Annotated in this window: 8 protein-coding genes; 7 read left to right on the top strand and 1 reads right to left on the bottom strand. The window is 49.5% G+C overall.

Going from position 1 to position 15,248, the window contains the following annotated elements:
- Positions 1–337: 337 nt before the first annotated feature.
- From CKQ54_RS21855 to CKQ54_RS25605, 4 genes are all read left to right on the top strand, one after another.
- Positions 338–3,436 (top strand): type I restriction endonuclease subunit R, encoded by a 3,099-nt coding sequence (locus CKQ54_RS21855; RefSeq protein ID WP_120163755.1) that lies wholly within the window; start codon positions 338–340, stop codon positions 3,434–3,436.
- A complete protein-coding gene (locus CKQ54_RS21850) occupies positions 3,430–5,067 on the top strand; it encodes an HsdM family class I SAM-dependent methyltransferase (RefSeq protein WP_120163756.1) in 1,638 nt (545 codons plus the stop codon). The genes CKQ54_RS21855 and CKQ54_RS21850 overlap by 7 nt, the downstream gene beginning before the upstream one ends.
- On the top strand, positions 5,060–6,226 hold the full coding sequence (locus tag CKQ54_RS21845) for a restriction endonuclease subunit S (protein WP_120163757.1): 1,167 nt from the start codon (positions 5,060–5,062) through the stop codon (positions 6,224–6,226). The genes CKQ54_RS21850 and CKQ54_RS21845 overlap by 8 nt, the downstream gene beginning before the upstream one ends.
- A 225-nt stretch (positions 6,227–6,451) precedes the next feature.
- Positions 6,452–6,622: a hypothetical protein gene (locus CKQ54_RS25605; RefSeq protein ID WP_167459658.1), complete on the top strand. Its 171-nt coding sequence runs from the start codon at positions 6,452–6,454 to the stop codon at positions 6,620–6,622.
- Here the strand turns inward: CKQ54_RS25605 and CKQ54_RS21840 are convergent.
- On the bottom strand, positions 6,619–7,236 hold the full coding sequence (locus CKQ54_RS21840) for a Fic/DOC family protein (protein WP_120163758.1): 618 nt from the start codon (positions 7,234–7,236) through the stop codon (positions 6,619–6,621). The genes CKQ54_RS25605 and CKQ54_RS21840 overlap by 4 nt on opposite strands.
- A gap of 634 nt (positions 7,237–7,870) precedes the next feature.
- Here CKQ54_RS21840 and CKQ54_RS21835 point away from each other — a divergent pair.
- The 3 genes from CKQ54_RS21835 to CKQ54_RS21825 all read left to right on the top strand — a co-directional run bounded on the left by CKQ54_RS21835 (position 7,871) and on the right by CKQ54_RS21825 (position 15,238).
- On the top strand, positions 7,871–10,531 hold the full coding sequence (locus CKQ54_RS21835) for a hypothetical protein (RefSeq protein ID WP_120163759.1): 2,661 nt from the start codon (positions 7,871–7,873) through the stop codon (positions 10,529–10,531).
- 486 nt (positions 10,532–11,017) lie between these two features.
- On the top strand, positions 11,018–11,635 hold the full coding sequence (locus CKQ54_RS21830; protein WP_112287709.1) for a response regulator transcription factor: 618 nt from the start codon (positions 11,018–11,020) through the stop codon (positions 11,633–11,635).
- Between the two features lie 51 nt (positions 11,636–11,686).
- On the top strand, positions 11,687–15,238 hold the full coding sequence (locus CKQ54_RS21825) for an ATP-binding protein (protein ID WP_167459657.1): 3,552 nt from the start codon (positions 11,687–11,689) through the stop codon (positions 15,236–15,238).
- The last annotated feature ends 10 nt before the right edge of the window (positions 15,239–15,248 follow it).

The raw sequence follows: 15,248 nt of genomic DNA, 5'->3' as shown, positions 1-15,248 counted from the left end.
GCATCCGGATGATTTTATGCATCTTTTCAGTAGTCAGATTCATGCCGCATAATTCTGACCTGAAGCTATCGCTGGGAATGTAAGCACCTCGACTGCTTTTTGAAGATCAGGAATTATGGGCATGATCTGACAAATTGTGTATGTCACTACCCCCAAAAAATATCAGATTATATCGCGAGTATTATCGTTGCGAGTTAAGCGCAACAAATTTACTCGGGCAGCTAACAGGGAAGGTGTAACATAGACGCTAATCAAACAGGCATTGTTGCCAGCCGTTCTGGGATTGTGGAGCGCAGCATGGCCTGAGACGCGATAAAAACCAAAAACAGGAAACATGATGAAATTCACAGAAGATACACGGGTAAAAATCCCCGTCATCCTCCACCTGATACGGTTGGGATACCACTACCTGTCCTTGAAAGAACAAGTTTGGGACAAAGAAACTAACATTTTCCCTAACCTCTTCACCGCTGCGATTGGCAGAATAAACCCCGGGATCGCACCCGATGATATCGGACGGCTGTTAAAAGATCTCACGCTGCTTCTCGACAACGACGACTTGGGTCGCGCCTTCTTCGAAAAACTTAGCGACCGTTCTGGCATCAAACTGATTGACTTCGATAACTTCAACAACAACAGTTTCCATGTCGTCACCGAACTGACCTGTGAAAACGGCGATGAAGAGTTCCGCCCTGACATCACGCTCCTGATTAACGGCATGCCGTTAATTTTTATTGAAGTGAAAAAGCCTAACAACCGCGAAGGCATCTTTGCAGAGCGCAACCGCATCAACGAGCGCTTTAAGAACCCCAAATTCAAGCGCTTCGCCAATATCACCCAGTTCATGATCTTCTCCAACAACATGGAGTATGACGACAGCGATCCGGAGCCGGTCCAAGGGGCATTCTACGCTAGCAGTTCTTACAGTAACCCGGTATTCAACTACTTCCGCGAAGAAGAACTTTTCAACCTGACCAATTTACTAAAAACACTGTCAGAAGAAACAGAAATCGCGGTTCTGAAAGATAACAATCTTGAAGTAATCCGCACTAACCCGGAATATCAGACCAACAAAGATCACAACCGACCAACTAACCGTCTCTGCACCGCGCTGTTGAGCCGGGATCGGCTGGCATTTATCCTGCGCTATGCGCTAGTGTACGTCGCTGAACAAGGCGGTATCCAGAAACACATCATGCGCTATCCGCAGCTCTTCGCCACCAAAGCAATTGAGCGCAAACTTAACGCTGGCGTGAAAAAAGGCATCATCTGGCACACCCAGGGCAGCGGAAAAACCGCGCTGGCTTATTACAACGTGCGCTCCCTGACAGATTACTTCCAGAATCAGCAGGTGATCCCTAAGTTCTACTTTATTGTTGATCGTTTGGATCTGCTCCAGCAGGCGCAGCGCGAATTTACTGCCCGTAACTTAATCGTTCACCTTATCGACTCACGCGAAGCTTTCACGCGTGACATCAAGGCGTCACAGGCTCTACATAACCATCATGGCAGAGCGGAAATCACCGTCGTCAACATCCAGAAATTCCGCGATGACCCGGACGTCGTCACCACCAAAGACTACGACATCAACATCCAGCGAGTTTACTTCCTCGATGAAGTCCACCGCAGCTACAACCCCAAAGGGAGCTTCCTGGCAAACTTAAGCCAGTCGGACACCAACGCCATCAAAATTGGCCTGACCGGTACGCCTCTGCTGGGAACGGACTACAACTCCCGCGATCTCTTCGGCGACTACATACACAAATATTACTACAACGCCTCCATTGCCGATGGCTACACGCTGCGCCTGATTCGCGAAGAAATCGCCACCAACTACCGGATGGTCCTGCAACAGGCGCTAAAAGATGTGGAAGTCAGAATGGGCGATGTGGATCGCAAATACATCTATGCTCATCCCAGTTTCGTCAAACCGATGCTGAACTACATCGTTACCGACTTTGCTAAAAGCAGGGGCGCGCTGAATGATGACACCATCGGAGGCATGGTGATTTGCGACAGCTCTGAACAGGCCAAACAGATGTTTGAGTTATTCAACACTGACTTCGCCGAATCGCCCACCGTCGCCGATGAATTAACAGAAGAAATGCCTGTATTACAGGCCGCAGAACCCGCTGCCGTTTACCAGAGCCACGCCAGAGAAACGCGGAAAATCAAACGCGCCGCTTTAATCCTGCACGACGTCGGCAGTAAGCAGGAACGCAAAGAGTGGGTGGAGCAATTCAAGGCGGGGGAAATTGACCTGCTGTTCGTCTACAACATGCTGCTTACCGGCTTTGACGCTAAACGGCTGAAAAAACTTTATCTTGGTCGCGTGATCAGAAAGCATAACCTGCTCCAGGCACTCACTCGCGTCAACCGTACATATAACCACTTCCGCTACGGCTACGTGGTGGACTTTGCCGACATTCGCCAGGAATTTGACGCCACCAACAAAGCCTACTTTGAAGAGCTACAGGCTGAACTGGGCGACGAAATGGAGCACTACTCCCGCTTGTTTAAATCGGCGGAAGAGATCAGTGAAGAAATCGAACACATCAAAGACGTTCTGTTCAGCTTCGATACAGAAAATGCAGAAATCTTCACAGACCAGATAAACCAGATCCAGGACCGGGAAACCGCGCTGGCGCTGAAAAACGCGTTGGCCGACGCCCGCAGCCTTTACAACCTGATCCGCCTCCAGGGCAACACTGAATTTCTCCAGTCGTTGGATTTCAACAAACTCAATATCCTCTACCGCGAAGCCAGCCACCGTCTCGACCTACTCAACCTGAAAGCGGATCTGGAACAGGGCGTAGATCTCTCCGGCCTGTTGAACCGGGCGCTGGAAGAAGTAATTTTCGAATTCCATAAAGTGGGCGAAGAAGAGCTGGTACTGGCCGATGAACTGAAAGAGACGCTGCGGCGTACCCGCGAAGCGTTGGCTGCCAACTTCGACCAGCAGGACCCGCAGTTCGTCAGCCTGAAAGACGAACTGGAGCGCCTGTTCAAGAAAAAGAAACTCAGCGAAGTCTCGCAGGAAGAAATGGTTGCGAATATCGGCACACTCAATAGAATTCATGACCGCATCAAAGAGCTGAACCGCCAGAACAACCTGCTGCGCCAGAAATACCGGGGCGATGTGAAATACGCGCGTACTCACAAACGCCTGCGCGAGCGCGGCGGCCTTAGTGATCCAGAGCGCAAAATCTTCGAAGCACTGCTCGGTGTCAAGCAGGATGCGGATGGAAAAGTGCTGAATAACAGCCAGATACTAAACAATGAAAGCTACTTTGAACGCCAGATCGTGTCATGCGTGCTGGAACACTTTGAAAACCAGCAGAAGATCACCCTCAGCGCGAAAGCTGCTGGCGACATCAACCGCCTGATTGTGGCGGAATACCTGAACGAATTTAATACCGGAGCACGTACGTGGTAGAACTGGAATTTAGAGACAAAACCAAAACCCTGATCGACAGCCTGAAAAGCATCTGTGCGAACTACGGTCTGGGCAACGACGGTAACGAATTCAAAATCATCACTCAGGCATTTCTGTACAAATTCCTGAACGACAAATTTGCCTTTGAAGCTAAAAAGGTGGATAAAAGCATCGCCAGCGCCGAAAAATGGGAAGTCGCGCTCAATCAGATGAGCGAAGAACAGCGGGACAAGCTGCAACTGAAGATGAGCGCCGACACCGCGCGTCTGAAGCCGCATCACTTCATTCAGTATTTATACAACCGTCAAAATGAGGCCAATTTCGCTACCACCTTTGACGACACCCTGATGGACATCGCCGCCACCAACAATGACATCTTCGCGGTCAAAACCGACGGCGGCGCGAAAGTGGTGCTGTTTGAACGCCTCAGCCAGTACATCGCCGACGAATCAAAGCGCGACGACTTCTGCCGCGCCATCATCAACAAACTGGCCGATTTCAGCTTCGAGCGCATCTTCACGCAGAAATTCGACTTCTATGCCACAATCTTTGAATATCTAATCAAAGATTATAACAGCAACTCCGGCGGCAAATACGCTGAATACTACACGCCTCACGCAGTGGCGCGCATCATGGCGGAAATTTTGGTGCCGAAAGCGCAGCAGGGTGTCGTGCGTGACGTAAGCTGCTACGACCCTTCAGCCGGTTCCGGTACGCTGCTGATGAACGTGGCGCACGCCATCGGTGAAGATCGTTGTAGTATCTTTGCGCAGGACATCTCGCAGAAATCCTCCAGCCTGCTGCGCCTGAACCTGATCCTCAACAATCTGGTGCATTCGATTCCCAACGTTATCCAGGGCAACACCATTCTGCATCCGTTCCATAAAGACGGCAGCGCACTGAAACGCTTTGACTACATCGTCTCCAACCCGCCGTTTAAGATGGATTTCAGCGACTTCCGCGACACGCTGGACAGCAAGGAAAACCAGCAACGCTTCTTTGCCGGGATACCGAAAATCAAAGCCAAAGCCAGGGACAAAATGGAGATTTACCAGCTGTTCCTGCAACACATTATTTTCTCACTGAAGCAAGGCGGCAAGGCGGCGGTCGTAGTGCCGACCGGGTTTATAACGGCGCAGTCGGGCATTGATAAAGGCATTCGCGAACATCTGGTGAAAAATAAGATGCTGGCAGGTGTAGTCTCCATGCCGTCGAATATCTTCGCCACCACTGGCACCAATGTCTCGATACTGTTTATTGACGCCAGCAACAAAGAGAAAGTAGTGCTGATCGACGCCTCTAACTTAGGCGAGAAAGTCAAAGATGGCAAAAACCAGAAAACGGTGCTGTCCGAAGAAGAAGAGCAGCGCATCTGCGAAGTGTTCAACAATAAATGGAGTGAAGAGGATTTCTCGGTGGTGATCAGCTATGACGAGATCGCCGCGAAGAATTACTCGTTCAGCGCCGGGCAGTATTTTGATGTGAAAATTGAATACACCGATATGACGCCGGAACAGTTTGCCGCGAAGATGAAGGGGTTTACGGAGAATCTTGGAGTTTTATTCAACCAGTCGCGAGAGCTGGAAGAGGAAATTAAGAAGCAGATGGCTGGATTAAATTACCATGGTTAAAAATATTGGTGATGCCTGTAATATTCGCACAGGTAAACTTGATGCAAATCGGGCAGTGAAAAATGGTGATTATCCATTTTTTACGTGCGCTGAGTTCCCAGAGAAAATCGATCACTATGCATTTGATGGTGATGTGGTACTTATCGCTGGTAATAATGCAAGAGGTAATTTTCACGTAAGTAGGTATCAAGGGAAGTTTAATGCATATCAACGAACCTACGTGCTTACAGCTAAACCTGGTTATGATATTGATTATATTTATTATGCTTTAAAGCTTGAACTAAAGCGGTTGCGAGAAAAAGCGCAGGGGTCGCAAACAAAGTTTCTGACTATGCCGATTTTGACCAGCATTTCATTACGAGATCTTGTTGAATCTGAACAGTCGACAGTTTCAAAAGTATTAAAGATACTGGATAAAAAAATCGCTCTCAACAATCGCATCAACGCCGAACTGGAAACGATGGCTAAAACGCTGTACGACTACTGGTTTGTGCAGTTTGATTTCCCTGATTCCAACGGAAAACCGTATAAAACCTCCGGTGGGAAGATGGTGTATAACGCCACGCTGAAACGTGAAATTCCGGCGGGCTGGTGCACAATACGGTTAAATGAGTTATTGCAAAATCGTGCTGATTCCATCGTTTCTATCGCAATTGACGGTAATGTACCTTATACGCCCATAGATGTATTGCCAATGAAGAAAATGAGTTATGGTGATGCTTACTCTTCGGAACGAGCCAATACAAGCCTTATAAAATATAGAAGAGATGATATACTTATTGGTGCTATGAGGGTTTATTTTCATCGAGTGTGCATTGCACCATTCGATGGTGTTACTAGAACGACTACACTTGTTCTAAGGCCAAAAAAAAAGGATTTTCTCCCTTATATTTACCAAGTATGTAATGAAGAGAACACGATTAACATAGCAGTAAAATTATCTGTTGGCACACAACAGCCTTATGTTAATTGGGAGAATTCTTTGGAGAATTTAAAAGTAGCCTACCCTGAAGATGACTCTTTGATACAAAAATACTCTTCTGCGATAGGTGGCATCGTCAAAGAGGTCATCTCTCGTGAAAAGGAGAGTACGAAATTGAGAGAACTTCGCGATTGGCTCCTCCCTCTGCTTATGAACGGGCAGGTCACGGTCAAATAATCCCCGGCGTATTTTCCGAGGCGCAGTACAGATCTGGATTGCGCCTCGCTTGCCGTAACAAAATTGCTTTGCATCTTTTTTCCTAAGGTGTCCAGGATGATTCGCTTTTACCCTTTAACAAGGCATTGAGTGAGTTCCTGCGAGGCTTGGGTGAATTAGCCTGGAAATTTTGGTATAGTGCTAACTTGATGACTGTTCGATCAGATTTTGCTTTCAGGAGTAACTATGAGCAACAACAAAAAAACTCAGGCAAGCTACGCTATGCCATCTCGTGATGACATCATTCGCTCGGTAGCAACATCTACGGCTGTTGAAACAGGGCAGTCCTCCGAGAAGATCGAGGCTTCCCTTAAAGCTACGCGCAAAAAATTCGCCCATTTACGTCTTGCGGTTTAAAACCTTTTTAATGCTTTTCTGACCCAGTGTTTCATCGGCTCGTAGTCCATCGACATACCTGCATGGATAGCCGAGATGTACTGGGATTTGTTTTGCTCCCAGCTTTGATAATCCAGCGATTTGTATCCTCCCTGAACGGCCATCACGTCGGCTAGCAGTCGCGACAGGCGTCCGTTTCCCTCTCTGAATGGATGGATAAGTATCAGCTCGACGTGGGTGATGGCGATAGTGGTGATAAGTTGTTCTTCGTTCATGCCGCTACACGGTGTGTATTGAGCCAGATATTTGCTGTCGAATTCGTTCAGCAGTTTTGGCAACTGCGCTGAAGGGGCAAACATAAAGCCGCCTTTGCTGATATTGACCGCTCTTTCTTGTCCAGCCCACTCGTAGATGTTACCTAACCAGCGGCGGTGCCAGCTTTTTAGCAGGGCTACGCTTAGCTGCCCTTCCGGGAACTGTTCTTCAAAAACGGACTGGTAGAGTTGTTCTAACAGGACAAGTTCCGCTTCATCCATCTCCTCGGAAGCAGTGATACCCAGTTTATTAGCCAAAACCTGCTCGCCAGAGTCTTTCTCATACTGGCCTTCATTACTGGATACATGGTATCGGCTCATGGAGATGCCCTGTGTTGTTAGAGGGGAGAAAAACAGAGGGATTATAATGCTGGATGAGGACAGCAAACAATAATCGTAAAATCAGACACTTAAATAAGTGTAGGTTAAAGTATAGCTTTTATAATCTAGTGGAAATAAACCGTTATTAATCAGTGTTATCACACCAATGCATCATCGGCGTGTGGGCATCCAGGTTTACATTATTTGTCATAGACTTAATCTTTTTAATCCATTTTTCGACGCGATGGGTTTAAGGATTTTTTCTGTTGCGTATCTTAGCCCAGCGGGCAAGAAGCTGTCACAACTAAAACTGGAAAGCATCGCGCAAAGCTGACATGTAACATGCCCCTCATTTGCAGAGCGTAGCGTTTTGTGAATTTGAGCATGTCGATATGGCGTATTAATACCTTTTTTATTTTTTATGAGAATAATAATAACAGGCATGATAATCATAAAATTGTGCCGTTATATTAATGCGATTGTTGTCAGGTGATATTAATAATAACAACTGCATAAAATGAATTAAGTGTGGCGATGAATGTTTTACTCCTCTGCTAGGGTGATGGCTGTTCCCGGATGACCTTATTAATACGGGATTTTTCACACTGTTTACCCATCTTTGCGGAGAAGTATTATGCAATTGCAATTCAAATTAAACATGACCAACGATGCGTGGTATCCCACTCTCGATTTGAATGAAATTAAATCAACGTCAGGCAGCGCGGTTGATATTAAAGAAAAGTTAGTGATCGTATTTTCAGCACCGGGAAAAATCACTGCCGGTGATATTAACGTCGAAACTAATCCGTGGAAACCACTCGGTATTAAGGTGGAATCAACAGACGTCGGCGGCGGAATTTTCGATGTCAAAGTGATCGTCGAACCGACTGACGGTCAGCCTGTCGGCGACGCTATTCAGAAAATCCATATGGGGCTGAACGTCTCTTCTGCCGATTCGCCTGCCTGGTCTGATTTCCGTGAAACCTTTGCGCTGGCCGCAGACGAAGAGCCGGGTGTGACCGGTGAGCTGTCAGTCAGTTGCCCGCCGCTGCCCGCCGGATTAAAAAATACCGCAGTCGAACTGCGTCTGGTACGCGGCGACAAGACTCTGCGTGTTTTGCCGGGGTTTGGTCACGTGTCTACCTTCTCCGTCAACGCCGGGAATTACACTATCATTGCGACAGATTTAAGCACGGATGACGGCACGATCCGTGTTCCTGTTAATATTGGTCAGGCAGAAATCACCATTGATAAAGGCCGCACCACGTCGCTGGCCATCACCTTCGGCGCAGTGGACCGCAGTACGACCATTGATGTTGCCCTGAATTTCTCAGGTCTTGCCGGTTTACGCGATGAAGAACTGACGCTGATTTGCAGCGAGAATGGCACGGATAAACTGAGCCTGCCGGTGCGTTCCGGCCAGCAATATCGTCTGGAACATTTACCTGTTTCAGGCCGGTTTGAAATCCGCCTCGCCGATTTACGTCTGAACAATGTTCATTATCTGTTTGATGATTACGACGGTCAGTTCGACGGTCAGTATCACAGCATTAATTACACCCAGGCACAGGTCAGCCAGCGTGGCGATTCACAGTCCAATGCGGCGAAGCTGACGGTCAGTGTGAAGGCAGACGCTGCGGTCAGTAAATCCCTGACCCTGCGACTGACGGACAATTCCGTTCCGCCACGTCAGTATCGCTTTGATGCGATTGCTGCGCAAAATGGCAACATTGAGCAGGCGGTTCTGGTTGCGCCGGGTGCTTATACCGTGGTTTCCGACACCTTTATTCTCGATGGCGTCGTGCATTACGTGGATGTCAGCCCTCAGCCTTTACTGGTCAGCGCAAATGCACCGGCACAGCTGAATGTGGCGGTAGTGAAAGGGGCGAATCTGCGCGTGAAAGGTTTCCCTGAGTACCTCACCTTTGGTGCCTGCGCCAATATGGTACCGACTAACGTGGATGATTTTGCCGCGGCGCGCGTCTCTTCAATTTTCAAATATTCCGGTGATGACGGTATGGGCGATGCGGGCGATTATCTGTCGCCGTCTAAAGAACCGACGCTGCAAATTATTAAAATGGCGCGGGACGTCTCCGCCAAACTGAATGAACCCGTGCTGCCGCTGATGGTGTCTTATACCTGTAACTTATCACTGGGCGATGTCACGAATATTATTGCCGATCCGGTTCGCCATAAATTCAGTTTCGCCAACTTTATTCAGTCGCTGCAAATGTCGCAGTCCCAGAAGGATGCCGAACATCCGGTGCCAGCCGGATATATTGTCAATCCGGATTATCTCGGCGAATGCCAGAAATACGGTTTCCTGCCGACGTATGAAATTCCGGTGCGTCAGCCTCTGACCGAAGCACTGGCCCATCACAACGTCAATGTGCAGGTTCCTGCGGGCATTACCAATACCCTGAAAGGTTATATTCGTGCGGTGAACTGGCTGACGCGCGTGGTTGCGCCAGACGTTGTACTCGGCTGGCAGGTCAATCTGTGGGGCGTGGCGGGTTCGCAGTGGGTTTACAAAGATTTCGTCTATGACGATGTGTTTGATGCCGCTGACCTGCAACATAAAAAAATGACAGTTGATCCGTTCACTGCGGGCAGACTGACGGCGCAATATGCGTTGCTGGTCGGCGTGTTTGATGACATCGAGTATATCCGTGCAGACGGTTCGCCTGATGTGGCGAAGGGCGCTGATTTTATGGCGGCAGACCGTTACGAAGCCGATGACTTCACTATCCGTTCGTATGCCAATGGTTATTGTTATTCTCCATACGAATGGGAACGCACCTTTGATTTCTGCGCTTCATTAAGCCGTCACCTGCGTCAACCGGTTCTGCCATGGCAGGTTCCGGCCAGCCATCTGCCGACGTCTGCTGATGATGTGAATGCCGATTTCAACACCCAGAACTGGGGCAGCGGCGGCAGCTATCTGATGGGGCATTCTGAAATCGGGACCTCGGTGGATGCAATCCATGAACGCCTGCTGGCGCTGAAATTCGATGCGGCTTATGCATCAATGATGGGTAACGACACCCGCGAACTGTTCTCACGTCATTCATGGGAGCTGTCCACGCCGAAGTATCTGGATTTCCCGTCACGCGGTATTTTCCATGTCCACTTAGGTGGCGGTGCGACGACCGGTGTGATAAGCGGTGTGGGCGATGCCAGCAGCTGGATGCGCAACAAACTGAAAGCCTATCGTGATAATCCGGTGAAATTTGAGGAAAGCAGTGCGCTGAAGTCAGGCAGCCAGTGGCGTGCTAAGACGCCGACGGTGAAGTAACCACGCAGTACTTTTAACGCGGGCGGGTCCGGTACAGCGGGCCCGCCACTTCCGGTGCCGGTGACAGTTTTTAGCTGTTGAACCGGTTTTTTTTTACCACAAGGCGAAGCCTGCGGGCTATCCGCTGTCACCGTTAATCCTTCGGGATATTGTACCGGGTGAAAATGTAACTAAGCCGTTAAGCTACATGAACAGAAATGTACACAGAATCCTCCCGGAAGCGTAAAATGACGCGGCTGCACGGGTTTTTTATCGGATTAAAGGTGTGCATTAGCAGCAGCAACTCTTCAGTGGTTCCCGTTTTCCGTTTCGGAATGAAGGGTTGAGATTTGATGAGTTTACAGGTATTCCCGCTGTTTTCTTTATCCCCGGATCCGCCTCCTTCCTGACATTAAAAGCCCTGCTAAAATTCAATAAGTAATCTCTCTGATCCTTTGGGATTTTGCCGTGTTGAACATTTTCCTAACCCGTTGGCGAGGCTACCTAGTGCGTAAAGCAATTATTGTTGATGACCATCCTTTCATTCTGGCAACGGTCAGGATGCTGGTCATCAATGCTGGATTTCAGGTTGTCGCTGAGTGTGACAACGGTATTGAGGCCTTACAGCAATGCGAGTCACTGCAACCTGATTTGCTGGTGCTGGATTTAGGCATTCCCGGACTGGGCGGACTGGAGGTGATCCGCCACTTACGCGAGCGTAAAAACGCCTGCAAAATCGTCGTGCTGACCTCCCAAAACAGCGAGCAGTTCACCTTGCCCTGCATCCAGGCGGGAGCGTCCGGTTATGTGTCGAAGAACGATAACCTTTCGATGCTAACGGACGTCATCAATGCCGTGATGTCGGGTTATTCATTATTTCCGCAAGTCTCTGCCGCCACCGGCGAAACGACGGCAGCGGGGACGGAGAAACTGGCCCGTCTGTCGCACCGTGAAATGCTGGTGATGAAATACCTCATCAATGGCCTGAGTAACAAAGAAATCGCTGAAACATTGTCACTGAGCGAGAAGACCATCAGCACCTATAAAACCCGGTTATACACCAAGTTAAATGTCAGCAATTTACTCGAACTGGCTGACGTCGCCAGCCATTATGAGAATACGTAAATGCGCCTTTTGGGCTGGTTAATCTTAAGCGTATTGCTCTGCACACAGGCAATGGCTGCCGCAGTTTATACCGCCACGCTCCACGGGCAATATAAAGGCCCTGCCCCGGTTGTTTCACTCAGCAGCGCACAGCAGAAGTGGTTGCAGCAGAAAGGGCAGCTCACGATGGGGATTACCGAACCGGGCTACCCGCCTTTCGATATCATCAATTTTGAAAATGATTATATTGGTATCACCGCCGACTATGCTTCACTGATCTCCACCGCGCTGCACCTCCCGGTGACGGTGAAAGTTTTTGGCTCACGTCAGGAGGCGATGGCGGCGCTGGCGCGCAATGAACTCGACTTTCTCGGCACATCGAATGGCTTCGATCAGATAGACAAAAACCTCGTGTTATCTGAGGCTTATGCTGAAGACAATCCGGTCTTCGCCAGACGTTCTGACATTCCTGTGCGGCACAGTGAAAATCTGAACGGCGTCTCAGTGGCGATGGTGTACAACTATTTGCCTTCTCAGTGGATACTTGAAGCCTATCCCGACATTAAGCTGAAAATGTATCCCTCCAACTTCAGTGCGATGGGGTCAGTCTCCTTCGGGCAAAACGATCTTTTTCTTGGCGATAACATCAGTGCTGAATTTCTTTCGGGGCGACGAGTGTTCAATAACATCACCATTGAACGCAGGGCCACCCTGCCAAAGACCCAGTTCGCTTTTGCGCTAAACCACGAGAATAAAACTCTTTTATCGCTATTGAATGCGGTCATTCAGGCCGTCACTCCCGAACAGCGGCAGAAGATCCTCAATCACTGGGGGGTTAAGCCGCAGATGATTGATAAAGACAATACGGTTCTTTTCGATGAAAAAGAGCTGGCGTGGCGCGATAACCATCGGGTTTTACGGGTTGCCCTTGAAGATACCAATGAGCCTTACTCATTTTTTGCCGCAGGTGGCGAACCTTACGGGATCAATGCGGATGTACTGAAAGAAGTGGCGAAAATCAGCGGGTTCCGGCTGGTCTGGCATAAGGTCGGGAACGGTGCTCAGGCAAGAGAATTGCTGGAGCACGGTGATGTCGATCTTGCGGTGTCGGTCACCGATAACCTGCAACCGCCGCCGCCGGGCATCCGTTATTCCCCCACTTTTTATCGTGACAGCTACGTGGTTTCCAGCCGCTTAGACAGCAATATCAATATTGACGACATCGGGGATAAACCTTTACGGGTCGCGGTAGTGGACAAAGATCCCATCCTGAAAGTGATTAAAAATGAGTATCCGCAAATGGTGCCGGTGATCAATGAAGACGCCATAGCCGCTTTTCGTATGCTCAGGGCGAAAAAGGTCGACATCGTGGTGGTTTCACTGGCGGAGTCGGTGTTCATGATTGATAACTTCTACAAAAACCGGTTCAAAATCGACTCCGTGTTTACCAATCAGTCACTGCGTCTGAGCATTGCCATGGCTGATAACAGGCCAGAATTGCTGGCAATTATCACTAAGGCACTGTCCTCTATCCCGCCGGCAAGAATGAGCGAACTGGGCAATCACTGGCGCGGTCAGACGGTCATCGAGCGAAACTTCTGGAATAAAGAACGCCAGCAACTTCTGTACGGACTCCTGTTGCTGGTTGTTTTCCTCATCATCCTGCTGGGTTGGGTTTACTGGCTGCGTAACCTGATAAAGCAGCGGGATAAGGCCGAATCAAAGCTTAACGATCAGCTGACTTTCATGCGGGACCTGATTGATGGAACGCCGCTGCCTATCTATGTGCGTGACTGCAACGGTAAATTGCTCTTGTGCAATACCAGCTACTATCAGCAACTGAATATTCCAGAGAATACCGTGCTGGGTAAAACGGTCTTTGATATGCAGAATGTGCAGGATATGAACGGAGGATGGGCCGAGGAACTCGAAGAAACCTATCTGCAGGTGATCGAAACGGGAGAAAGCATTATCAGTGACCGGATCCTGCGGCTCGCCCAAAATGATTACCGCATTATTCACCACTGGATCATGCCTTACCGGACCGGAAAGGGTGAGATTATCGGCGTCATCGGCGGCTGGTATGACATCAGCGAACGTCACAAAAGTATGGAGCGTTTGCAGACCGATAAAGATCAGGCCGTGCAGGCCAGCGAAGCAAAATCAACCTTCCTGACCACCATGAGCCACGAAATCCGCACGCCGATGAACGTCATTATCGGGATGCTGGAACTGGCGGTGAAAAAAGCCGATGCAGGCATTGTTGATAAATACTCCCTGAATATTGCGTCGGGTGAAGCCCAGGGTTTACTGGCGCTGATTGGGGATATTCTCGATATTGAACGTGCTGAAAGCGGCTACCTTTCGCTGAACCTGCAACCGGAAAATATCGGTCAGCTCATCTCCTCCCTGTGCCGGTTATTCGAAGCGCTGGCCAGACGTAAGGGTCTGGAATTCAGTTTAGACATCGCCGGAACGCTGGATTATGGCGTACTGATAGATCCTCTGAGATTTAAACAGATCATCTCCAACCTGCTCAGCAATGCGCTGAAATTCACCGAACAGGGCAAAATCACTGTCAGTGCGGCTGCCCATGTGGAAAGCGCAGAGCGCCTGCGACTGACAATAACGATTACCGATACCGGTATCGGAATTTCAAACGAAGACTGTCAGAAACTTTTCTCCCGCTTCTCACGTGCGTCCAATAATAAACTGTCCTCTCAGCAAAGCTCGGGGCTGGGTCTGCTCATCTGCAAAACGTTAAGCGAAATGATGGGCGGGACGCTGACGCTTAAAAGCCAGCCAGGACAGGGCACTTCGGCGGTCGTGATATTGCCATTGCAGCGCAGTGCGCTGCCACAATCAGAAAGCCTGCCAGCGACGGTCACAGACATTCAGGCATCGCGGCGGGTGCTGATTGTCGATGATTACGCGGCCAACCGGGAAGTGCTGACGTTCCAGCTGAACTCACTGGGTCATCATGTGACGGCAGCCGCTGACGGCAGCGAAGGGCTGGCGGCGTGGCGGCGTGGAGATGTCGACTTCGTGATCACTGACTGCAGTATGCCGGTGATGGATGGCTATGAACTGACCCGCCGGATACGTCAGGAAGAAAGCACACAGAATAGATTGCCGGTAAAAATAATCGGCTTAACGGCAAACGCCGTCAATGAAGAACGGCAGAAATGCCTCGATGCCGGTATGGATAAGTGTCTGTTTAAACCCGTGACACTGGCGATGCTGGCCGCGCTTTTTGAGACTCAAATTGAACCCGAAGACGTACCGTCTGATGATGAAAATGAGGTGGATTTAAGCGGGCTGGTCGCGCTGACCAATAACGATCCCGGTAAACTTCATCCTCTTTTACAGACGTTTATTTCCGGTATTCAGCAGGACACACAACAACTTCAGGGCGCGTCGGCCTCCGGCGATAGTCAGACGCTGGCGGCCATTGCTCACCGCATCCGCGGTGGCGCTGAGATGATCAACGCGCAGGCCGTCATTGATGCCTGCGATACGTTGGAAATTGTGAGCGAGAACGAGGAAAACTGCGACGATGCCGTCAGTGAGTTGCTCGCCGCCCTTGAAACCTTGTCTGCCAGACTGAAAAGGCACATGAGTTAAAACGGCGGCT

This window comes from Rahnella variigena (genome assembly GCF_003610915.1).
Classification (GTDB): Bacteria; Pseudomonadota; Gammaproteobacteria; order Enterobacterales; family Enterobacteriaceae; genus Rahnella; species Rahnella variigena.
Note: the sequence above shows the minus strand (reverse complement) of the source record. Positions and strands in the feature narration are given on the sequence as shown.

Coding starts and splice junctions, on each gene's coding strand:
- CKQ54_RS21825 (WP_167459657.1), top strand. CDS start 11,687: ATGGCTGCCGCAGTTTATACCGCCACGCTCCACGGGCAATATAAAGGC.
- CKQ54_RS21855 (WP_120163755.1), top strand. CDS start 338: ATGAAATTCACAGAAGATACACGGGTAAAAATCCCCGTCATCCTCCAC.
- CKQ54_RS21840 (WP_120163758.1), bottom strand. CDS start 7,236: ATGAGCCGATACCATGTATCCAGTAATGAAGGCCAGTATGAGAAAGAC.
- CKQ54_RS25605 (WP_167459658.1), top strand. CDS start 6,452: ATGAGCAACAACAAAAAAACTCAGGCAAGCTACGCTATGCCATCTCGT.
- CKQ54_RS21835 (WP_120163759.1), top strand. CDS start 7,871: ATGCAATTGCAATTCAAATTAAACATGACCAACGATGCGTGGTATCCC.
- CKQ54_RS21845 (WP_120163757.1), top strand. CDS start 5,060: ATGGTTAAAAATATTGGTGATGCCTGTAATATTCGCACAGGTAAACTT.